The 22,063-nt window shown below is 69.7% G+C and carries 15 protein-coding genes and 4 pseudogenes; 14 read left to right on the plus strand and 5 right to left on the minus strand.

What is annotated here, in order from left to right:
* Positions 1-39: 39 nt before the first annotated feature.
* The 3 genes and pseudogenes from CCN51_RS22925 to CCN51_RS22935 form a co-directional block, all read left to right on the plus strand.
* Positions 40-1,431 (plus strand): amidohydrolase family protein, encoded by a 1,392-nt coding sequence (locus CCN51_RS22925; protein WP_014182181.1) that lies wholly within the window; start codon positions 40-42, stop codon positions 1,429-1,431.
* A gap of 155 nt (positions 1,432-1,586) precedes the next feature.
* Entirely contained in the window at positions 1,587-2,816 is a 1,230-nt protein-coding gene (locus tag CCN51_RS22930) for an MFS transporter (protein ID WP_014182180.1), read from the plus strand.
* Between the two features lie 119 nt (positions 2,817-2,935).
* Positions 2,936-3,040: pseudogene (locus CCN51_RS22935) on the plus strand (carboxymuconolactone decarboxylase family protein); the annotation flags it as partial.
* A 490-nt stretch (positions 3,041-3,530) separates the two neighbouring features.
* Here CCN51_RS22935 and CCN51_RS57705 read toward each other — a convergent pair.
* Together CCN51_RS57705 and CCN51_RS57710 are read right to left on the minus strand one after the other, a co-directional pair.
* A complete protein-coding gene (locus CCN51_RS57705; RefSeq protein WP_014182178.1) occupies positions 3,531-3,707 on the minus strand; it encodes a hypothetical protein in 177 nt (58 codons plus the stop codon).
* 250 nt (positions 3,708-3,957) lie between these two features.
* Positions 3,958-4,341, minus strand: coding sequence for an IS5/IS1182 family transposase (locus tag CCN51_RS57710; protein ID WP_014182177.1), 384 nt, complete (start codon positions 4,339-4,341; stop codon positions 3,958-3,960).
* A 138-nt stretch (positions 4,342-4,479) separates the two neighbouring features.
* On the opposite strand from CCN51_RS57710, the gene CCN51_RS59295 reads away from it, so the two are divergent.
* From CCN51_RS59295 to CCN51_RS22985, 7 genes and pseudogenes are all read left to right on the plus strand, one after another.
* Positions 4,480-5,214: an FAD-dependent monooxygenase gene (locus tag CCN51_RS59295; RefSeq protein ID WP_078610806.1), complete on the plus strand. Its 735-nt coding sequence runs from the start codon at positions 4,480-4,482 to the stop codon at positions 5,212-5,214.
* An 86-nt stretch (positions 5,215-5,300) separates the two neighbouring features.
* On the plus strand, positions 5,301-7,451 hold the full coding sequence (locus CCN51_RS22960; protein ID WP_043488299.1) for an MMPL family transporter: 2,151 nt from the start codon (positions 5,301-5,303) through the stop codon (positions 7,449-7,451).
* Positions 7,452-7,542: 91 nt separating this feature from the next.
* A pseudogene (locus CCN51_RS22965) lies at positions 7,543-8,124 on the plus strand (ISAzo13 family transposase); the annotation flags it as partial.
* A gap of 498 nt (positions 8,125-8,622) precedes the next feature.
* Entirely contained in the window at positions 8,623-9,531 is a 909-nt protein-coding gene (locus CCN51_RS22970; protein WP_014182173.1) for a group II intron maturase-specific domain-containing protein, read from the plus strand.
* Between the two features lie 71 nt (positions 9,532-9,602).
* A pseudogene (locus CCN51_RS22975) lies at positions 9,603-10,256 on the plus strand (ISAzo13 family transposase); the annotation flags it as partial.
* A gap of 565 nt (positions 10,257-10,821) precedes the next feature.
* On the plus strand, positions 10,822-12,252 hold the full coding sequence (ltrA, locus tag CCN51_RS22980) for a group II intron reverse transcriptase/maturase (RefSeq protein ID WP_014182171.1): 1,431 nt from the start codon (positions 10,822-10,824) through the stop codon (positions 12,250-12,252).
* 130 nt (positions 12,253-12,382) lie between these two features.
* A pseudogene (locus tag CCN51_RS22985) lies at positions 12,383-12,814 on the plus strand (helix-turn-helix domain-containing protein); the annotation flags it as partial.
* Between the two features lie 184 nt (positions 12,815-12,998).
* On the opposite strand, the gene CCN51_RS22990 reads toward CCN51_RS22985, so the two are convergent.
* Together CCN51_RS22990 and CCN51_RS22995 are read right to left on the minus strand one after the other, a co-directional pair.
* Positions 12,999-14,450, minus strand: coding sequence for a HAMP domain-containing sensor histidine kinase (locus CCN51_RS22990; RefSeq protein ID WP_014182169.1), 1,452 nt, complete (start codon positions 14,448-14,450; stop codon positions 12,999-13,001).
* Positions 14,447-15,139 (minus strand): response regulator transcription factor, encoded by a 693-nt coding sequence (locus CCN51_RS22995; protein WP_014182168.1) that lies wholly within the window; start codon positions 15,137-15,139, stop codon positions 14,447-14,449. The genes CCN51_RS22990 and CCN51_RS22995 overlap by 4 nt, the downstream gene beginning before the upstream one ends.
* A gap of 148 nt (positions 15,140-15,287) precedes the next feature.
* Between CCN51_RS22995 and CCN51_RS23000 the strand changes: the two genes are divergently transcribed.
* The 4 genes from CCN51_RS23000 to CCN51_RS23015 all read left to right on the plus strand — a co-directional run bounded on the left by CCN51_RS23000 (position 15,288) and on the right by CCN51_RS23015 (position 20,059).
* On the plus strand, positions 15,288-15,989 hold the full coding sequence (locus CCN51_RS23000) for a ferric reductase-like transmembrane domain-containing protein (RefSeq protein ID WP_014182167.1): 702 nt from the start codon (positions 15,288-15,290) through the stop codon (positions 15,987-15,989).
* A 102-nt stretch (positions 15,990-16,091) separates the two neighbouring features.
* Entirely contained in the window at positions 16,092-17,948 is a 1,857-nt protein-coding gene (locus CCN51_RS60075; RefSeq protein ID WP_014182166.1) for an MGH1-like glycoside hydrolase domain-containing protein, read from the plus strand.
* 325 nt (positions 17,949-18,273) lie between these two features.
* On the plus strand, positions 18,274-19,113 hold the full coding sequence (locus CCN51_RS23010) for an SDR family NAD(P)-dependent oxidoreductase (RefSeq protein WP_014182165.1): 840 nt from the start codon (positions 18,274-18,276) through the stop codon (positions 19,111-19,113).
* A gap of 169 nt (positions 19,114-19,282) precedes the next feature.
* Complete coding sequence (locus CCN51_RS23015) at positions 19,283-20,059, plus strand: SDR family oxidoreductase (protein WP_014182164.1); 777 nt, start codon at positions 19,283-19,285, stop codon at positions 20,057-20,059.
* A gap of 64 nt (positions 20,060-20,123) precedes the next feature.
* On the opposite strand, the gene CCN51_RS23020 is transcribed toward CCN51_RS23015, so the two are convergent.
* Positions 20,124-22,063 (minus strand): ATP-binding SpoIIE family protein phosphatase (locus tag CCN51_RS23020; protein WP_107426049.1); only part of this gene is annotated, 1,940 nt, incomplete at its 5' end.

Here is a 22,063-nt window from a genome sequence, read left to right on the forward strand (position 1 = left end):
CCCTCCCGGCCCTCATCACGTACCGAAGGAAGACCCCTCATGAGCGTCAACGACACCACCGGCGCCGCCGTGCTCGAAGAGCTCCGGCGTCGGCCCGCAGACCAACGGCGCACCCTGTTCACCGGGGCGACCATCGTCACCATGGACCCCGACCTCGGCGTCATCGACCGCGGCGACCTCCTTGTTGAGGGCGACACGATCACCGCCGTCGGACCCGACCTCAGCGCGGGCGACGCCGTGGTCGTCAACGCCACCGGCACGATCCTCACCCCCGGCTTCGTCGACACCCACCGGCACGCCTGGGAGGCCCAGCTGCGCCGGATCATGCCGGACGTCGACGACCTCGGCGGCTACGTCATGGCCACCCTGGCCGGCTACGCCACGGTCTATCGGCCCGAGGACATGTACATCGGCACCAGGCTGGCCGCCCTGACCGCGATCGACAGCGGCATCACGACCATGCTCGACTTCTCCCACAACTCCCGCACCCGCGAGCACTCCGACGCCGCCGTCGAGGCCCTCCGCGACACCGGTATCCGCGGTGTCCACGCCTCCATGGGGCCGCACTTCGGTGACTGGGACCGGCAGTGGCCCGGCGACCTGACCCGCCTCAAGGACCGGTACTTCAGCAGCGACGACCAGTTGCTGACCCTGCGCCTGGCGACCCTGGCCACCGACGAGATCGCCGGACCGGCACTCGCCTACGGTCCTGAACTCGCCCGCATGGCAGCGGACTTGGGCATCGGAGTGAGCGTGGACGCCGTCTTCGGCACGTCCTCCTCCGAGGCGGTCCTGCGCTGGGCCAAGGACGGCATCCTCAGCCCCGACGTCACCCTCATCCACTCCACCGGACTGACCACCGAGGCATGGAAGGCGATGGGGGAGACCGGCGTCACCGTGGCACTCGCCCCCACCTCCGACGCCCAGATCGGCCTGGAGACCGCGATCCCCGCCATCGATGAGGCCCTGTCCGTCGGCATTCGCCCCGGACTGAGCATCGATGTCGAAGTCGCCCTGGCCAGCGACATGTTCACGCAGATGCGGGCCCTGCACGCCATCCAGCGGATGCGCGCGGTCAACGCCGCCTACGGCACCGATCAGCAGCCCGCCCGCATCACCGCCCACGACGTCCTGGACTTCGCCACCCTCCAAGGCGCCCGCACCAACGGCCTGGCCGGCGTCACCGGCTCACTCACCCCGGGCAAGAAGGCCGACCTGCTGGTCATCCAGGCCGAAGACCTCAACAACATGCCGCTCAACGACCCGATCGGCACCGTCGTGCTGGGCTCCGACGCCCGCAATATCAGCGCCGTCCTCATCAACGGCGAGCCCCGCAAGTGGGACGGACAGGTCCTCGACGTCGACGTGACCGCCCTGCGCAGCGAGGTGCACGCATCGCGCGAGTACGTGCTGAACACCCCGGCTGCCTGAGCTTCCCCCGCTGCCTGAGCATCCCCCTTGATCGACCCCGGCCGTTGCTCCTCCCTCCCCGGCCGGGGGCACTCACCGCATCCCGGCGGTGCCATCGGCCGGTGCCGCGCGCAAACACGCGGGGCGGCGACCAGACGCCCCCTTCTGGAGTTCCCATGTCCCACCCCACAGCTTCCGCCCGGCACGCAGCCGGGACCAGCACCTCCGACCAGCCGCCGACTTGGGCGCCCGCCGCCCCGGCCATCGCCCTGCTGACCGCGCTCGGCGTCCTGATGGTCGGCCAGACGTACACCGTCCTGGCCCTGCTGCACCCCATGTCCACAGCTCTCGGCACGACCCCCGGGCAGGCCATCTGGACGGCGACGGCGTTCGGCTTCGCGTACGCCGCCGGATTTCTCGTCGCGGGCCCGCTCTCCGACCGCTACGGATCGCGCGCTGTGATCACCGCCGGGCTCGTCGCCGCCACCGCGGTCACCCTGGCGGTCAGCGCCGCCCCCAACCTCCCCACTGCCGTTGCCCTGCGCAGCCTGCAGGGACTGACCGCCGCGACCTTCGCGCCCTCCGCGCTCTCCTACGTCGTGCGCCACATCGCGCCACAGCGCCGCGGCACCGCCCTGACCTGCATCACCAGCGGTATGCTCGCCGCCGCCGTCATCATGCAGATCGGCGCCCAGGCCGTCGCGGCCGGCCTCGGCTGGCGCGCGGTCTTCTCGCTCAGCGCCGCCCTCATGGCCCTGAGCCTGATCCCGGTGGGCCGCGTGCTGCGGCCCACCCTCCGCCACGACACCGGTGGCGGGCTGGTGCAGGCCTTCGCGGCGATGCCGCAGCTGGTGCGTCGGCCTCGACTGGCCGCCCTGTACCTGTCCACCGTGGCCCTGATGTCCTCCTTCGTCGCCGTCTACACGGCGGTGGCCATCGCCGGACCGCCCAGCGTCGCCGGGAACTCCTCCGCGATCCTGGCCCTGCGGGCCGGCGCACTGCCCGCCCTGGTCGCCGTCCCCCTGCTCGCCCCCGCGTTCCAGCGCCTGGTCTCACCCCTGCGCGCGGTCCTCGCCTTCGCACTGGCCGCCCTCGCCGTCGCCACCGGCTCCTTCGTCGGCGGCCACACCGTGCCGCTGGCCATCGCCCTGCTGCTGTTCGTGGCCGCCGTCGCGGCAGCGGCACCCGCCGTGGTCGAGACCATCAACGCCACCGCCCCGCACGCAGGCGGCGCGGCCGTTGCCCTCTACGGATGCAGCATGTTCATCGGCGCCAGCCTGGGCCCGCAGCTTACGGGCGCTCTCATCGGCCTGGGCTTCGGCGGCATCCTGCGCGTAGTCGCCGCTGCACTCGCCCTTGGCGTCCTGCTGACCCTCCCGGCACTGCGTCACCGGCACATCGCATAGCCCCCTACCCGCACCGTGCGCTCGGAGCCGGCGTCGCCCGCGCCTCCATCGACCGCGCCTGGAGCCCGAGCGCAACCGGGTCGAACCGGCCGTCGGACGGACGTACGGACGGACGGACGGACCGTCAGTTGGTCACCCTGGGCATGCTGACGGCCCTGGGCGGCTGCGAGCCGCAGCTCGACGTCCATGTCAACGCAGCCCTCAACGTCGGCCTGAAGCCCGAACCGGCTTGTTGAGGCCCTGCCAATGCCCCCAAGGGGTGTCTGTTCCGGGATGGTTCGCGGTGGCCGTGACGGGTTGACACCCTGTTCTCGGGCGCCCATCGTCGGTGGAACTTCGACGAGGCTCCTCGTGTATCCAGCTGTCCGATCAGTCACCGGGTCTCGTGGACCATGGGCTTGAATCGTTTCAGGGATCGCGTTTTCCATGTTCCCGCACCCGATCCGGGAGGTCACCATGCGTCGTCGTCCCCCGTTGAGCAGATCGCCAGGTCGGCGCCGCTTACTCGGCCGCGCCGTGGTCGCGGCCGCCGTGCTGGCCGCAGGCCCCGCGCCGTCCGTCGGCGCCGTGCCTTCCGCATCCGTGGCGGCGTCGATCACCCCAACGGGCGTGCACAAGGGGGCCCTTGACGCCCTGAGAGGGCGGTATGAGACCTGATGGCCGATTCTTCGTTTCGTGCGGGACGAGCGGGCAGGTCGTGGCGACGTCGGTCGGCTACGGCCGAGGCTGGGTGAACAAGCCTGGCTCGGTCTCGGTCAGGATCCCGCGGCCGGCCAGCCGCTTGAGCTTGAGGCGGACGTTGTTGATGTTGTTGGGCGCGACCGCCAGGTCCATGGCCTCGCACACCTGCCGGGCCCGCAGCGGGTGGTCGGCCGCGGTGAACACCGCCATGATCTGCTGGTAGGCCGGATGATCCGGCAGCTTCGGTGCCGGCGGCGCGGGCGGCGCGGGCGGCCCGGGGTCGGGCAGCCCCAGCAGTGTCTTGCGGGTGATCCGGACTTCCTCGGCGGCCCGCCGAGTTCGTCGAGCTGTGCGGTCAGCTGCGCGACCTGTTCCCGCATCGTCTCGGCCTGTGCGGTGATCTCGCGTTCCCGCTCCTCCAGCCGCGCCAGCACCGCGCCGAGCGTCAGCTCCCCGCCGGTCATGCGGTGCGCCAGGCCGGTGTGGTCGCCCCGGTCAGCCGACGCAGTATCACCGCGGTCATCGCCCAGTACACCCGCGACTCCGAACTGCGGCGCAGATGCTCGTAGTCGCGCACCAGCCTGCGGTGCAGCATCAAGATCCCATAGGCGCGTTCCACGACCCACCGCTTGGCCTGGGGAACGAACCCGGTCTGCGCGGGATTGCGCTCCACGACCTCCACCCCGATGCCCACCTTCTCCCCGTGCGCGACGACGGCGTTCTTGAAGCCCTGGTCGACCAGGGCCTTCTCCACGGCGTCGGTGTCGGCGGCGACCTTGTCCAGCAGCGCGATCCCGACGGCGTTCTCGTGCGCCGACGCGGGCACCGCGACCACCGCGATCACCAACCCCAGAACGTCAACGGCCAGGCCGCGCTTGCGGCCCGGTACTTTTTTGCCGCATCACGCCCCGTCGACTCAGCGGGCACTCCGGCCGCCGCGTGCACGCTCTGGGCGTCGAGCACCGATGTCACGATCACCACGATGTCGTCCGGGACCCGCTGGATCGACACCGCGCGGCAGGCGACCACGTACCGGACCGGCCGGGTCCTGCTGGCCGGGGACGCGGCCCACGTGTACGCGCCGGTCGGCGGCCAGGGCCTCAACGTCGGTATCGTCGACGCGGCGAACCTCGGCTGGAAGCTCGCGGCCGTGGTATGCGGCTGGGTCGGCGAGGACATCCCCGACACGTACACCACCGAACGGCATCCGGTCGCGGCGCGCCTGCTGCAGAACACCCGGGCCCAGATCGCCCTGATGCGACCCGACCCGCAGACGAGGGCGCTGTGGGAGATGTTCTCCGACCTGATGGACCTCGACGACGCCCACCGGTACGTCGCCGACATGCTCGCCGGCATGGACGTCCGGTACGACCTGGGCGACGACCACCGGCTCGTCGGCACCCTGTGCCCGGACATGAAGTTGACGCTGGAGCGGCCCGACCCGGACATCGTCACCGCGGTGACCCGGTCGGCGGACCTGCTGCGTGAGGGTCGTGGGCTCCTGCTCGACCTCGTCGACCGCGCGGAGGTCCGCGACGCCGCGGCCGCGTGGACCGGACGGGTCAACACCGTCACCGCCCGCACGGATCGGGTGGACGTCGACGCGTTGCTCATCCGGCCCGACGGCTGTGTCGCCTGGGCCTTGCCTACCGGGCAGGACCTCGACGCCACCACGCTGGTGCGTGCGCTGGGCACATGGTTCGGCCAACCGGCCTGAGCGCCGTATTAACAGTCGTCTCAGGTTCGCTCGGTATGAAGTAGGCATCCAGATAAGCGATGTAACCCGTATGTAGGAGGCTAGTGATGGCAGTCAACGCAGCGCCGTCCGGGGAAGCGCCGGCCGGTCGGTTGGCAGGCCGGTGGGTGCCCTGGTTGGTGATTGGCTTATGGGTGGTGCTGGCGGCGGTCATGGTGCCGCTGAGCGCAAAGTTGAGCTCGGCCACCACCGACAGCGCCGCAGACACCCTGCCGGCCAGTGCCGAGTCCACCAAGGTGGCGGTGCTGGAGGACAGTCTCCCCGGCGGTGACAACAACACGTTCGTCTTCGTGTACCACCGCGCCGACGGCATGACCGACGCCGACCGCGCGACGGTCGAGCGCCACTACAACACCCTTGCCAAGCGGTACCCGCCGAAGGCGACGGCGGCGGCCGGCGAGGACGACGAGGGCTCACCGACGAGCCCCTCCACCGACGGCAAGGCGATGATGTTCACCCTCGAGGTGAGCACGACCTACGGCGGACCGGAGGCCATCGTCGGCCCGTTGCGTGACGCCGCGAAGGACCGCCCCGCCGGCCTGGAACTCGACGTGACCGGCCCGGCCGCGGTCGACGGCGACATGGACGCCGTCTTCGACGGCATCGACGTGCAGGTCCTCCTCACCACCATCGTCGTCGTCACGCTCCTGCTCATCCTCACCTACCGCAGCCCGGTGTTGTGGTTCATCCCGCTGGTGGTCGTTGGCGCGGCCGCACTGACCGCGATGGCGACCGTCTACCTGCTCGTCAAGGGCTTCGGCATCGTGGTCAACGACCAGAACTCGGCGCTGCTGACGATCCTGGTATTCGGCGTCGGCACGGACTACGCGCTGTTACTCATCGCTCGATATCGGGAGACACTGCACCACCATGAGAACGTCCGGGTCGCGATGGTCCACGCGCTACGCGGCGCGGCGCCGGCCATCGTCGCGTCCGCGGCCACCGTGGTCGCCGGCCTGCTCTGCCTGCTCGTCGCGGACCTGAACAGCACCAGCGGTTTGGGCCCGATCGGTGCGGCCGGCATCCTGTGCGCGCTGGTGGCCATGCTGACGCTGTTCCCGGCGGTGCTCGTGGTGCTCGGCAGGCGGATCTTCTGGCCGGCCATCCCGCGGTTCAGCACGGCCGTGGAGGAGAAGCCGGGGCTGTGGGGACGGCTCGGCACCGCCATCAGCCGCCGCCGGTGGGTGGCGACGCTCGGCTCGCTCGGAGTCCTCGGCGTGCTCGCCATCGGGCTGGCGGGCAACACCGGCGCCCTGCGGGAGCAGGACCAGTTCCTGTCCGCGCCGGAGTCGGTCACCGGCTTCACCGTTCTCCGCCAGCACTTCCCGGAGCTCGGCGGCCAGCCGATGACGATCTTCACGCGGCCGGCGTCCCAGGAGCGGGTGCTCGACATCGTCAAGGGCACTCGCGGTGTGGCCCTGGCCATCCCGGGGCAGACCAGCGGTGGCTGGGCCGACATCTCCGTGTTCCCGACGGACGCGCCGGACACCGTCGCAGAGTACGACACGATCAAGCGGGTGCGCACCGCCGTGCACGCGGTGAGCGGGGCGGAGGCGATCGTCGGCGGGCCGAGTGCGGAGAACCTCGACACCGAGGTGACCACCAGCCGCGACGAGAAGCTGGTGATCCCGCTGGTGCTCGCCGTCGTCCTGATCGTCCTCGGGCTGCTGCTGCGCGCGATCGTGGCCCCGCTGGTCCTGATGGCCACCGTGATCGTCTCATTCGCCGCAGCCTTCGGCGGCAGCGTGTTCGTCTTCGACACGATCCTCGGGTTCAAGGGTATCGACTATTCGGTGCCGCTGCTGGCATTCCTGTTCCTGGTGGCGCTCGGCGTCGACTACAACATCTTCCTGGCCAGCCGGGCCCGGGAGGAGACCGTGCGTCTCGGCACCAGAGAGGGCATGCTCAAAGCCCTCTCGGCCACCGGTGGCGTCATCACCTCGGCAGGCCTGGTCCTGGCGGCCACGTTCGCGGTCCTCGCCACACTTCCGCTGGTGATGCTGATCGAGGTCGGGTTCCTGGTCGCCTTCGGCGTGCTGCTCGACGCCCTGCTGGTGCGGTCGGTCCTGGTGCCCGCCCTCACCCTGCTGATCGGCCGGCGGATCTGGTGGCCGAGCCGGCTGTCCCGTCCAGCGACGGAGCTGCCGGACGGTCAACAGTCGCTCGCCGACGACGAGGAGCCCGCGCTGCAACGGTGAGCGCGGCGGCACGGACGAGATCCGGGACGGGGACCCAGGGCTTGCAGGGAATCAAGGTGTTGCTTCCCGTTCTGGGGCTCGTTGGTGTGGTATGCGCATCCCGGACGAGGCTCGTGCCCAACTCGCTGTGAAGTTTCCGGTCTTGTTCGCGCATCTCGACGAGCGGCAGCGGCGCTTGCTGATGGGAGCGGAGGCCCGGGTGCTGGGGCATGGTGGAATCCGGGCCGTTGCGCGGGCGGCCGGGGTAAGTGAGACGACGGTCCGCAGGGGGGTGCTCGAGCTGGAGGCCGGCGAGGCCCCGTTGAGGCGGGTGCGGCGGCCAGGCGGAGGGCGCAAGTGGATCGCGGACCTCGATCCGGGGTTGCGGCCCGCACTGCTGGCGCTGGTCGAGCCGGACGAGCGCGGTGATCCGATGTCGCCGCTGCGGTGGACGGTGAAGTCGACCCGCACCCTCGCTCGGGAGCTGACCCGGGCCGGACACCGAATCAGCGCGGACACCGTTGCTGCACTGCTGCGAGAGGAGGGCTTCAGCCTGCAGGCCAATGCCAAGACCCTGGAGGGCGGCCAGCATGCGGACCGCGATGCCCAGTTCCGCTATCTCAACGAGCAGGCACGTGCGCACCGGGATGCCGGCCAGCCGGTGATCAGCGTGGACACCAAGAAGAAGGAAGTGCGACACGATGCTGCACGAGATGAGTGAATGCGCTGGTCAGAGGCGCGACGGTTGACGTCGGCAGCGTAGTTCCTGGCCAGTGCTCAAGGCCAGTCCCCACCCCGACGTGCGTTGCCGGCAACGGCTCGGTGCGGAGCTCGGGGGAGAAGCCCAAGGGTCTGTGTTCCATCCGCAGACCACAGGCAAGGGGAAGACCGGACGGGTGAAGGCGACTGAACCCCTGATGATGCTTCGTGATCTTTGGCCCCGCAGATGGGATGTTCCAGCGGGGTGCAGGACTGGCCGCTGAGAAGCGGCAGGCGCCGGTTGGGGATTCTTTGTCAGCCGGGAGAGCATCGCCGTCCCGGAGTATAGGGGGCACCCACCCCGGTCGTATCTCGCTCGCGTGGAACGTGGTAACCGCGATGGGGTCCGGAGGCATCTTCTCCGGTAAGCCGACCGCAAGGAAGGCCCAACTCCCCAGCGGGCACAGGATGATCCAAAAAGGCCGACGATCTTGTGGCTCTCTGTCACAGTCATGACGAGGCCGAACAGGTCAAGACGCGGCTCGCCGCATGGCTGGCGCCCGGGGGGCTGGTCTTCAATGAGGACAAGACGCGCATAGCGCACCTCGATGACGGCTACGACTTCCTGGGGTTCAATGTCCGCCGTTATCGCGGCACGCTGCTGATCAAGCCGAGCAGGGCTGCCCTGCAACGGATTCGGGACCGGCTCTCTGCCGAGGTGGTGAACCTGCGAGGGGTCAACGCCGCAGCGGTGATCGCCAAACTCAACCCGATCATCCGGGGCTGGGCCGCCTACTACCGGGGTGTGGTGTCCAGCGAGGCGTTCGCCTCCCTGGACTTCCACATGTGGAAACTCACCTACAAGTGGGCCAAGCACAACCACCCGAAGAAGTCGAAGCACTGGGTGGCGTCCCGATATTTCGGTCGGTTCAACCGGTCCAGACAGGACCGGTGGGTATTCGGTGACCGGGAATCCGGGGCCTATCTCACCAAGTTCGCCTGGACCAAGATTGTCCGGCACCAGATGGTTCCGGGCCGGGCGTCGGTCGACGACCCGGCCCTGAGCGAATACTGGGCTGCACGACGGAGAAAGAGAAAACCCCCGCTGAGTACGACCGGGCTGCGACTGCTGCAGAAGCAGCAAGGCCGCTGTCCGCTCTGCGACGGGCTCCTCCTGCACGCCGACCGCGAACCGCAGAGCCCATCGGAATGGGAACAGTGGCTCAAGGTGACCCGACAGGCGGTCCGCAAAAACGCGATCACCACCGAGCCGGGCCGCAGCACACCGGACAGCGCCGCCTGTCTCCGCCTGATCCACACCCACTGCCACCGCTGGCGCGGTGCTAGCACCGGCAGTGGGACAGCACTGCAACCTGCCAGCAGCCCTCCGGGGCCTGCCTGAGCCGTGTGCTCGGACGACGGGCATGCACGGTTCTGAGGGGGCGGGAGCACAGCAATGTGCTCCCGCTACCCGACCTCGTCGGAGAGTTCAAGAACAGCGGTCGTTCGTGGCGGCCTGCCGGTGACCCGGTGCCAGTGCACATCCACGACTTCGCCGACCCGAAGCTGGGCAAGGCCATTCCATACGGCGTTTACGACCTGGCGGCGAACACCGGCTGGGTCAACGTCGGCACCGACCACGACACCGCGGCATTCGCGGTGGAATCGATCCGCCGCTGGTGGCACGGCCAGGGCACCACCGCCTACCCGCAGGCGACACGGCTGCTGATCACCGCCGACGCGGGCGGTTCCAACGGCTACCGCACCCGGGCCTGGAAGCTCGAACTCGCCCGGCTCGCCGCCGAGACGGGCCTGACCACCACGGTCTGCCACCTGCCACCCGGCACATCGAAGTGGAACAAAATCGAGCACCGGCTCTTCTCGCACATCACCATGAACTGGCGCGGCCACCCGCTGACCAGCCACGAAGTCATCGTCGAGTCGATCGCCGCGACCACCACCCGCACCGGGCTGCGCGTCAGGGCCCAGCTGGACACCAACACCTACCCCACAGGAGTCGCCATCAGCGACGCGGAAATGGCAGCCCTACCACTGACCCGCCATGCCTTCCACGGCGACTGGAACTACGCCCTGGTGCGCCACGAGGCGCCACTTGATACCGGGTAGGGGTGGAAGACCCCTACCGCCGGCCTGTCGCAGCAGGCTGGTGAAGCTGAGGGCAGCCGATGCGTGGAGATGCACGCGGAGGTGGGAGCAGCCCTGACAACGAAGGGACGCGTCGGTACTTCCAGACGACGCGGGTCCGGCAAGCAAGACGAGACGCCGTACGAGAGGAACCAGTGTCTGACGCCCCGTAAGAGTTCCACCGGCTCCAATCTGGAAGATGTGGGCCGGGTGCAGCGCACGCCACCTCCGGGTGACGACTCCGAAGCCGACTTCAGGGTGCCGGTGGGGAGGCCACGTTGAAAGCCTGCGGCGTAGGCGTGGCGATGCTGTCGGGGTAGAGCTGGACGGCTCACTCGTCGACCGGTGGGTGGTGAACGTGGGAAGCGTCCTGGTGTCGCCCTCCCCGTCTGGCAGCCAGCCAGGCGGAGGGCAAGGCCCGTCGTCGGCTGACGACGCCAGGACGTGGCGGAGGCCCCGTAGTAGTCCGAGCGTGTTAATGGCGCGCACATGGCGAAGGGGGCCAGCAACTCAGCAGTCGAGGAACTGGAAGACCGGGAGGTCATCGGTGAATATCGACGAACTGGAGCACGCCACGCATGAGGCGGAGCGCCGGGTACTGGAGATCCAGGCCAAGCTGCACCGTTGGGCCCGTGATGATCCTCATCGCAGGTTCGATGACCTCTTCAACCTCTGTGCCGATCCCGCGTTCTTGCTGGTCGCGTGGGATCGGGTGCGGGGTAACAAGGGCGCCAAGACCGCCGGGGTGGACGGCCGCACAGCGGCGTCCATCGCGGAGCGGACGGGCGTTGAGGACTTCCTCGACGCGCTACGAGGCTCGATCAAGGATCGTAGTTTCCGTCCGCTGCCGGTGCGGGAGCGGATGATCCCCAAGACAGGCGGCAAGCTGTGCCGCCTGGGGATCGCGACGATCGCCGACCGGGTGGTGCAGGCGTCCTTGAAGCTGGTGCTGGAGCCGATTTTTGAGGCGGATTTCCTCCCGTGCTCCTACGGGTTCCGTCCGAACCACCGGGCTCACGACGCGGTGGCCGAGGTCCGCCACTTCACGTCCCACGGGTATGAGTGGATCGTGGAAGGTGACATCAAGGCCTGCTTCGACGAGATTTCGCATCCCGACTTGCTCGACCGGGTGCGGCTTCGGATCGGGGACAAACGCGTTTTTGACCTGGTGAAGGCGTTCCTCAAAGCGGGGATCCTCGGTGAGGATAGCGTGCTGCGGGAAACCAGCGCCGGAACCCCGCAGGGTTCGATCTTGTCGCCGTTGCTTAGCAACGTGGCCCTGTCGGTCCTGGACGAGTACGTCGCCCAGGGACCGGGAGGACCCGGAAGCAGCAAGCTGGGGCGGGAACAGCGTCGCCGTCAAGGTCTCCCCAACTACCGCTTATCGCGGTACGCGGACGATTGGTGCCTGATGGTCCACGGCACGGAAGGCGACGCCGAAGCCTTGCGCGAGGAGATCGCAGGGGTCTTGTCCACGATGGGCCTGCGCCTATCCCCGGAGAAGACCCTGATCACCCACATCGATGAGGGACTGGACTTCCTCGGGTGGCACATCCAGCGCCACCGCAAACGAGGAACCAGCCGGTACTACGTCTACACCTACCCCTCACGCAAGGCCCTCGCGGCTGTGATGAGCAAGGTCAAAACGGCGTGCCGGAAGATGGCCACGAACCAGCCGCTCGACACCCTGCTCATCCAGCTCAACCGGATGCTGCCGGGCTGGTGCGCCTACTTCCGACCCGGCGTGTCCAGCGCGACATTCCAATACCTGAGCTCGTACACATGGAGCCAGGTCATGAAATGGCTGCGCCGCAAACACCGCAGGATCACCTGGAAGGACCTCCGCCGCCGCTACTGCGGGAGAGGTTGGCGGCCAGCTGGAGAGAAACGGACGCTGTTCGACCCCGGAAAGGTGCGCACAACGCGCTACCGCTACCGGGGCGCGGCCATCCCTTCCCCCTGGCCGACCACGGCATGAGGACGATCATCGACAGCAAAGCGGGAATTGTGGAGCGCCCGGTGCCATGAGAGTGGCACGCCGGGTGCGGGAAGCGGCCCGAAGAAACGGCTCGATCGAAAGACGAGACCGCGCTTCGGGCCGACTTCACCACCCGCAGCCGGCCCCGGCCATCCCGGCGCCCCGAGACCCGCAGACACCGACGTCGGAGTGGGACCAGGCCCTGCTGTCCGACCCCGCACTGACCGGACTGTCCCCACACCAGTTACACCACCTCGCCCAGGCCCTGGCCTCGGAAGGGGACACCCAGCGCGGCCGCCCGCCCCGGCTCGCCTTCCCCGAGCAGGTCCTGGCCACCGTGCTCCACCTGCGGGTTGCCCTCGCGGCGGAACCCCTCGCCGTGCTGTTCGGCAGCAGCCGCACCGCCATGCACCGCACCCTGCTGAAGATCAGGAGACTCCTCGAGACTCACAGCATCGTCATCCCGCCGGCCACCACACCGCCCACCACTCTCGCAGCCCTCCAGGCCCGGGTCATTGCCCAAAGCAGCCACCCCAACAGCAAGATCAAGACGACGCGTTAATGATCTGCAAGCCCCAGGCCCGTCCCGGATCTCTTCATGGGCCCGACGGTCGCCGCCCTTTGGTCCTGCGCCACGCGCCGGGGCTGGGGTCGGCGCACCGCGGTGTCCTGCCCCGACGGTGAGCCGCGCGGGGCCATGCCCGAGGGCCGCCGTCCCTTGTCCTGCGCCGCGCCGCCGGGGCGGGTCAGCGCACCGCGGTGTCCTCCCCGGCGGTGAGCCGCGCGATCGGGGCGGGCGGGGCCGCGGCCGGAAGGTCGACCCGAAGCAGCGCGCCACCGCGTGCGGAGCGGGCGACGGTGGCCCGGCCGCCGTGGGCGTCGACGACCCGCTGCACGATCGACAGCCCCAGACCGGATCCCGGCAACGCCCGGGCGCTGTCGGCACGGTAGAACCGGTCGAACACCCGCGGTACGTCGGCGGCGTCGATGCCCGGCCCGGCGTCGTCGACCTCGAGCACCGCCGACGCGCCCTCGGCACGGAGCCGGACCTGGACCGGCTGGTCCGCGGGGGACCACTTGCCGGCGTTGTCGATGAGGTTGAGCACCGCCCGCTCGAGCGCAGCGGGACGCCCGCTCACCCACACAGAGGTCACGTCGACCGCGACCTCGATGTCGGGCACGCGGGAACGCGCCCGGGTCGCGGCGGCCACCACCACGTCGGCGAGGTCGAGCACCTCGGTGCTCTCGTCGCTGACGTCACCGCGCGCCAGGTCGGTCAGCTCGGCGGCAAGGGTGCTCAACTCGGCCACCTGGGCGCCGAGATCGTTGAGCAGCCGGGTCCGGCTCTCCGCCGGCAGTGCGCTGTCCAGGGTGCCGCGCCGATCGAGCCGGATCAGCAGCTCGACGTTGAGGCGCAGGCTGGTGAGCGGGGTCTTGAGCTCGTGGGCGGCGTCCTCGGCGAGCAGCCGCTGGGCCCGCCGGGAGTCCCGGAGCGCGGCGAGCATGTCGTTGATCGACTGGATCAGCCGCCGGATCTCCCCACCGCCCTCATCCGGGATGTCGGCGTCGAGATGCCGGGTGTGCGCGACACGTACCGCGGCGGCGGTCAGCCGGTCGATCGGTGCCAGCCCGGTCCGCGCCACGGTCCGCCCGACAAGGGCGCCGCCGACCACGCAGAGCAGCCCGATCAGCAGCATGCCCAACCCGAACCGGTTGATCGGGCTGTCGTCGACGGCGCGGGCCACCTGGACCGCGCCGTCGCCCGCCCGCAGCGTGTAGATGAGGTAGCCGTCGTCGTCGCTGTCGTTCGACTCCATCAGGTCGGCCGACGCGCCCTGCGCCACGCGCCCGGCGTGCTCGCTGACCGGGGGCAGCGCGGGTTGGCCGGCCGGCGTCCGGATCGAGCCGTCGGGCAGGATGACCCGCACCAGCCGACCGGATCCGGGATACGGCGGTAGCTGGACCTGCGCCAGACCGGCGCGCTCCGCGTTCGTCGCCAGGACGCGGGAGTCGGCGCGTAGCTGATTCTCGGCGGTGTCCTGCAGCTCCCAGTCCAGTAGCTCGCTGGCCACCTGGAAGGCCACGAACACGCTGACCGCGATGGCCGTCGCCGCGATCACCGTCAGCCTGGTCCGCAGGGACCGCCGGCGCCACCATCGGGTCAGCCGGCGCGGTTCCCGGCTGGCGGGCCTGCTCACGGAGGAGTCTCCCGCAACGTGTATCCCAGGCCGCGCAGCGTGTAGATCAATCGCGGCTCACCCTCGGCCTCCATCTTGCGGCGCAGGTAGCTCACGTATACCTGGAGGTTGTTGGCGGTGGAGCTCATGCCGAAGCCCCAGATCGCCTCGAACAGCGCGTCGCGGGTCAAGACCCGGGTCGCGTTGCGCACGAAGACCTGCAGGAGGGAGAACTCGGTCCGGGTCAGGTGCAGCGGCCGCCCGCCCCGCCACGCCTCGAACCTGTCGGGATCGAGTTGGACGTCGGCGAACGACAGGATCTGCGACTCCCCGTCGGTCGGCGTGCGCCGGCGCAGCAGGGCCCGCACCCGGGCCAGCAACTCCTCGGTGGCGAACGGCTTGGGCAGGTAGTCGTCGGCGCCCGCGTCCAGCCCCGCGACCCGGTCGGAGACCTGGTCACGGGCGGTCAGCATCAGCACCGGCAGATCCCGACCCGCGGCCCGCAACCGCCGGCAGGTCTCCAACCCGCCGAGGCGGGGCATCATCACGTCGAGGAGCAGCAGATCCAGCGTGTCACCGCTGGCCCCACCGACCCCGTCGAGCACGGCGAGACCGTTGGCGACGGTGCTGATGTCGTAACCCTCGACCTGGAGCACCCGCTCCAGCGACTCACGGATGGCCGCGTCATCATCCGCGATCATGATCCGCACGCCGGCCCGCCCCCTTCCAGTCGATGCTTTTGCCGCTCATTGTCCCCGATCAACCTGAGGCCAGGATTAGCGCGTCGCTGAGGACCGCGCTCTTACGGATACCTAAGAAATGGAACCTACCGTCGGCTCATGAGCAGGGGAGGACCAGATGACCAGCATCGCACCCGGCAACCAGACAGTAGATCCTCCGCGCCGGTCACGGGCGCTCGGCGTCCCCAGGTGGCTCCCGCGCCCAACCCTCATCATCCTGCGGCTGCTGCCATTGATCCCGGTGCTCCTGGTGACCGTGCTGCTGGCCGCTGCGCTCACCGGCGACGACGGCGCCGTGGCCACGCTGAAGCAGAACGCCGCCGGCATACTCGGAAACGCCGCGTTGCTGAGTCTCGCCGTGACGTTCGCGATCACGCCGGTCACCACGGTCACCGGCTGGCGATGGCACCAGATCCTGGCGCGGGACCTCGGATTGTGGACCTTCGCCCTCGCCGCCCTGGACCTGGTCCTCGCCGCCACGATGTCCACCGACGGCTGGCGCGCCGGGGTGGCCGGCCAGGCGTTCCTCGCCGCCGGTACCCTCGCCACCCTGCTGCTTGTCCCCCTCGCGATCACCTCCAACCGGTGGTCGATGCGCCGGTTCGGCAGCGACTGGAAGCGACTGCACCGGCTCGTCTACGTCGTGCTGGCGCTCGTCACGCTCCACCTGCTCCTGCTGCCGGGTTGCCCCGAGGAATCCGGGCAGTTGATGGTGTTCGTCCCGTCCCTGCTGCTGCGGATCCCACCGGTGCGCCGCCGGGTGATCCGGGCCCGCGAATCCTTCCTCCGCTGGCGCGCCGGCGGACACCCGGAGGTCTGAGAGGGAGGAATGAGAGTACATAAGAGTTTTGTCGTCGCCTGAACGTGTGGCGGTGCGGCATCCCGGCCGGTTGGCGGCCATGAGCATGTTGGGCTGGGCACCGTGAGCGAGCGCAAGCCCTACAAGACCGATCTGTCCGACGAGCAGTGGTCGCTGGTCGAGCCGGTGATCGCTGCGTGGAAGGCCGCGCATCCCTCGGTCAGCGGCCATCGGGGCCGGTACGAGATGCGGGAGATCGCCAACGCCCTGCTGTACGCCACGCTCAAGACCGGTGTCACTCTGGCCACGGTCGAAGGCGACAGCGCGCTCGCCGCGAGCTGGGCCGGCAAGGCGGCCGCCATCAAGGCCGCGGCCAACTCCCGTCTGTGGGACGCCGCGGAGGGCATGTACAAGGACAACCCGACCAGCGGTCTGCACCCTCAGGACGGTAATTCGCTCGCCGTCTGGTACGGGCTCACCGACTCCACGGCGAAGTCGCGGAGCATCATCACCCGGCTCGGAACCCGCTGGGGCGCCTACGGCCCGACCACCCCCGAGTGGGGCGGCAACGTGTCGCCCTTCGCGGGCGGCATGGAGCTGAACGCCCGCTTCACCGCCAATGACGACTACACCGCCCTGGCACAGATCCGCCGTACCTGGGGCCACATGCTCAGCAGCGATATCGGCACCAAGAGCACCTTCTGGGAGGGCGTCAAGGCCGACGGCGGCCTCGCCTACGGCGGTTCGTTCATGAGCCTGGCCCACGGCTGGTCCACCGCGCCCACCTCCACGCTCACCTTCGACGTGCTGGGCACCGCACCGGAGTCGGCGACCGGCGCGTACCGCTTCGTCCCGCACCCCGGCGATCTGACCAGCGCCGAGGGCCGCATCACCATGCCCCAGGGCGCCATCAACGCGTCCTGGTCCCGCGCCCCCGCCGCCGGCACCTACGCGGCGCACCTCACCAGCCCATCCGGCACCACCGGCCGTATCGGCGTCCCGAAGTTCGGCGGCGGCAATATCTCGGTGTCCGTGAACGGCACTGTGGTCTGGAGCAACGGAACCTTCACACCCGCCCCAGGAATCACCGGCGCGAGCCAGGACGACACCTATGTCTACCTCACCGGCGTCGCCCCGGGCAGCTACGCCGTGAACGCCACAGGACTGGGCAATCCTCCCGTGCCTGCCGAGCCGGGCACCGGCGCCCTGCGCGCGGGCTTCACCCGGTGCGCTGGCGAGGGCGGTACGTGCTCCTTCAGCGGCACCCGCTCGGTGGCCTACGGGGCCGGGACGTACACGTACAAGACGGCGACCGACGGCACCGCCTGCACCAACGCCTCCTTCGGTCGCGACCCGGCGTCGAATCTCCTCAAGTCCTGCTATGTCGCCGATGCGGGCGGCCCGCCCGGATACACCGTCTGCGCCGCCGAGGGCGGCACCTGCTCCGTTCCCGGCTACAACCGCGACGTGGTGTACGGCGGCAACGGCAACTTCGCCCATCAGGTCACCAACGGCTCCGTCGCCTGCACCAACGCACACTTCGGCGATCCTATCGACGGCGTCACCAAGTCCTGCTACCTGCCGCCCGATGGAGGCCCGCCCGGCGGCTGGACCAAGTGCGCGTCCCAGAACGGCACCTGCCCGGCCGCCGCGGGGCAGCCGGTGATGTACGGCGCCTTCGGCGCGTTCACCACAAGCACCGCCACCGGCGACACCCCGTGCACCGACGCCACGTTCGGCGACCCGATCCCCGGCGAGTCGAAGGCCTGTTACACCGCCACCGGCGGTCCGCCCGGCTACGCCACGGCCTGCTCAGCTGAAGGCAGCACGTGCGCCTTCAGCGGACAGCGGACCGTCGCCTACGGCGCACGGGGCCGCTTCGTCTACAAGTCGTTCACCGGTGGGACCGGTTGCACCACGGCGGCGATCGGCACCGATCCGCTGCCCGGGGTGAGCAAGACCTGCTACCTCACGCCCTGAGGAGCGCCAGGACGGGACCGGGACGGTGCTGCTGCGAGAGGTGCCGTTCCCGGCCCTGCTCCAGGTGCATGTCATAGTCCGTGCTGACCCCGGTCGGGTGGCGACCTCCTCACGGCGCCAACCAGGCCCCCTGCGGCGGCCGGCGGATCACATCCCCGGACATCCCCAGCGGGTGCGAGCGGGAAGTGGGTCTCGACAGTCTGGGTGTGGCACTCCCAGGAAACTCTCGGCCTTCCTGCCTCTGGCCGCAGGGCGCAGTCTTGAAATCACCGGCGGACGAACGACCGGTCAAGCAAGAAAGCAATCCCCAGAAAGAGGCATCCCCATGGCTACGTGGTTTGTGACCGGCGCGTCCCGCGGTCTCGGCGCGGAAATCGCCCGCGCTGCCGTAGCGAACGGAAACAACGTGGTCGTCGCGGTCCGTAACCCCGACCGCATCCCCGACGACCTCAAGAACACCGACAACGTCCTGGCCGTCGCCCTGGACGTCATCGACAACGACAGCATCCCCACCGCCGTCCAGGCAGCCGTGGACCACTTCGGAACCATCGACGTCCTGGTCAACAACGCCGGACGCGGCCTCCTCGGCGCACTGGAAGAGATCAGCGACGCCGAAGCCCGCTCCCTGTTCGACCTCAACGTCTTCGGTCTGATCAACGTCACCCGCGCCGTCCTGCCCGTCATGCGCAAGCAGGGCTCCGGCAAGCTCGTCCACATCGGCTCACGCTCCGGATTCGAAGGCGAGCCCGGCGTGAGTATGTACTCCGCCTCCAAGTTCGCCGTCGCCGGCATCAGCGAGGCCCTGTCCGTGGAGATGGCGCCCTTCGGCATCCAGTCCATGGTCGTCGAGCCCGGCGTCTTCCGCACCGACTTCCTCGACGCCAGCTCCCTGTCCGTGGCCGCCCAGCGCATCGCCGACTACGACGACACCCCCGCCCACACCACCCTCGACTGGATCGACCAGGCCAACCACGCCCAGCTCGGCGACCCGGTCAAGGGCGCCGCCCTGATCGTCGAGGCCGCCACCGGCGACAAGCTCCCCACCCACCTCTACCTCGGCAGCGACACCATCGAGCGCCTCGAGGTAAAGATCCAGCAGATCCGGGACGACCTCACCCCCTGGCGCGAGAAGTCCGCCGCCACCGCACACGACGACGCCGCCTGACTCCCGCACGCGGGTCACACCCGTGCCGGCCGGACCGGCCACCCAGCCCGGCCGGTCAGCGTCGCTCCCTGAACCGCCCGGCCCGGCCGGCACCCCTCGCCGGCCCGGCCGGGCACCCACGCCACCACACACCCCCACCCACGCCACACCTCACCCCAGGAACCTGATCATGACCACTCTCCTGACCGGTACCCCGCTCGCCGGACGCGTCGTCGTCGTCTCCGGTGCCTCCAGTGGCATGGGCGCCGCCACCGCCGAACGCCTGGCCGCCCTGGGCGCCAAGGTCGCCGTCCTGGCCCGCCGCAAGGACAAGCTCGACGACGTCGTCAAGAACATCGAAACCGCCGGCGGCACGGCCCTCGCCCTGCCCGTCGACGTCACCGACCGAGACGCCGTCCACGCCGCCGCGCAGCAGATCGCCAGCCGGCTCGGCACCCCCGACCTCGTCTTCAACAACGCCGGCGTCCAGCTCATCTCCGGCATCGAAGAACTCAAGGTCGACGAGTGGCAACGCCAGATCGACCTCAACATCACCGGCCTCATGAACGTCATCGCCGCTTTCCTCCCCCACCTCACCGCCGCTGCCGCCGACGGCAAGCCCGCCGACCTCATCAACACCTCCTCCATCGCCGCCACCCGCATCCTGGAGAAGTTCTCCATCTACTCCGGCACCAAGGCCTACATCAGCCACCTCACCCGCCTGCTGCGCGTCGAACTCGGACCCAAGATGGTCCGCGTGGCCACCATCGAACCCGGCATGGTCGACACCGAACTCCCCAACCATGTCACCGACCCCGACGCCAGCACCCTCATGGCCAACCTCATCCACGACATCGACTGCCTCCAGTCCGCCGACATCGCCGAAACCATCGCCTTCATGGCCGCGGTACCCCGCCACGTCAACCTCACGGAAATCACCATCCTCCCCACCGCCCAAGCCATCTGACACACACCACAACCAAACCCACAAGGGAGGAGGGCCGGTACCGGCCCTCCTCCCTTGCCCCTTGCTACTTCACATCGGCGAAAGCCCCCGCCGGATCAGCGGCCAGACTCTGCTCGGCCCAGATCGTCTTGCCGGATTGGCCGTAGCGGCTGCCCCAGCGGCCGGCGAGCTGGGCCACGAGGAAGAGGCCGCGGCCTCCCTCGTCGGTGGTACGGGCGCGGCGCAGACGGGGTTGGGTGTTGCTGGGGTCGGTGATCTCGCAGATGAGCGAGTCATGGCGGATGAGGCGCAGGCCGACGGGGCCGCCGGCGTAGCGGATCGCGTTCGTCACCAGTTCGCTGACGATGAGTTCGGTGGTGAACACGGCTTCATCGAGTCCCCAGGCGCCCAGTTGGCGGGTGACGGCGTTGCGGGCCTCGGTGACGACGGCGGGGTCCGCGGGGAATTCCCAGACAGCGGTGGCGTCCGGTGCCAGGGCGCGGACGTGGACAAGGAGCAGGGCGATGTCGTCGCGGGGCGATGGGTCGGCGACATCGTCGAGTACAGCGCGCCCGAGGACGTCCAGGGAGCCGCCTTGGCGGGAGTGTGCGGTGAGGCGGTCGATCAGGCGTCGGAGGCCGGCCGCGGGGTCGTGGTCGGCGCCTTCGATCAGGCCGTCCGTATAGAGGGCGAGGACGCTGCCGGGGTCCAGTTCGAGTGTGGTGGTTTCGAAGGGCATACCGCCGACGCCCAGAGGCGGTCCGGGGGCGAGGTCGAGGAGGCGGACGGTGCCATCGGGCTGGATCAGAATGGGGGGCGGATGGCCGGCACTGGCCATGGTGCAGCGTCGGCTGACCGGGTCGTAGCGTGCGTACAGACAGGTGGCGCCGATGGCGTCCTGGTGTGTCTGGTCGGTCTCGGTGGCCAGGTGGGTGACGAGGTCGTCAAGGTGGGTGAGGAGTTCGTCGGGGTCCATCTCCAGGTCGGCGAGGGTGTAGACGGCAGTGCGGAGACTGCTCATGGTGGCGGTGGCATGCAGACCGCGGCCGACGACATCGCCGACGACGAAGGCGGCGCGTAGCGAGGGCAGGGGGATGGCGTCGAACCAGTCGCCGCTGACCTCGGCTCCGCCGGCGGCGGGCAGATAGTGGCCGACCGTCTCGGCTGCCGCGGTGTCGGTGGTCGTACGGGGGAGCAGGCGCTGCTGCAGGGCGACGGCCGCGCGGTGTTCGCGGGTGTAGCGGCGCGCGTTGTCCACGCTCAGCGCCGCCCGGGAGGTGATCTCGGTCAGCAGGTCCGCGTCGTCCTGCTCGAAGGGCTCGGCTTCCCCGGTACGCCAGAGGGTGACGGTGCCGAGCACGAGGCCGCGCGCGAACAACGGCGCCCACATGCCCGAGTGCCCGTGCTCGGGGACAAACCGCTGGATCGGTTCGGCGCTGTTGACCAGCGCGACCGCTCGTGCGGGGTCGATGATGACGGCCCCGCCGTGCTGAAGGCGTCGCAGGCCGGGGGTGTCCCGGTAGGGAGGGATCGCCGCGCCGGGCTGGAGGAGAGCGCCGAGCCTGGGACCGGCCGAGGCTATCGCGGTACGACGCAGATGCGGATCTCCCGCGCCGACCAGCTTCGGCGGCTCGTCACCGTCGAACACGGCCTCCGCCACGTTCACCCACGCCACGTCGCCGAGGGCCGGAACGAGCACGTCCACCAGATCCTGGGCGGTGCGTTTGACGTCGAGGGAACGGCCGATGTGGGCCGACGCCTGGTGGAGCAGGTCCAGGTGCCGCTGGTGAGAGCGATACCGCCCGCCGGTGTCGGTGACCAGCGTGGCCACACCGGTTGGCCGACCGTGGATGCCCTCCAACCGAACGGCGGACAGCGAGGTGTACCGCTGCCGCCCGGGGATCCGGGGTGGGCGCGTCCGCTGCTCGTGCCCGATCACGGGCACGCCGGTGGTCAGGACTCGGTGCAGCGCGGTATCCGCGGCCTCGGCATCATCCGCCGCGGCCCTCGCCTCACCCTGGCGAG

It is taken from the genome of Streptomyces milbemycinicus, from assembly GCF_002154605.1.
Lineage (GTDB): Bacteria > Actinomycetota > Actinomycetes > Streptomycetales > Streptomycetaceae > Streptomyces > Streptomyces milbemycinicus.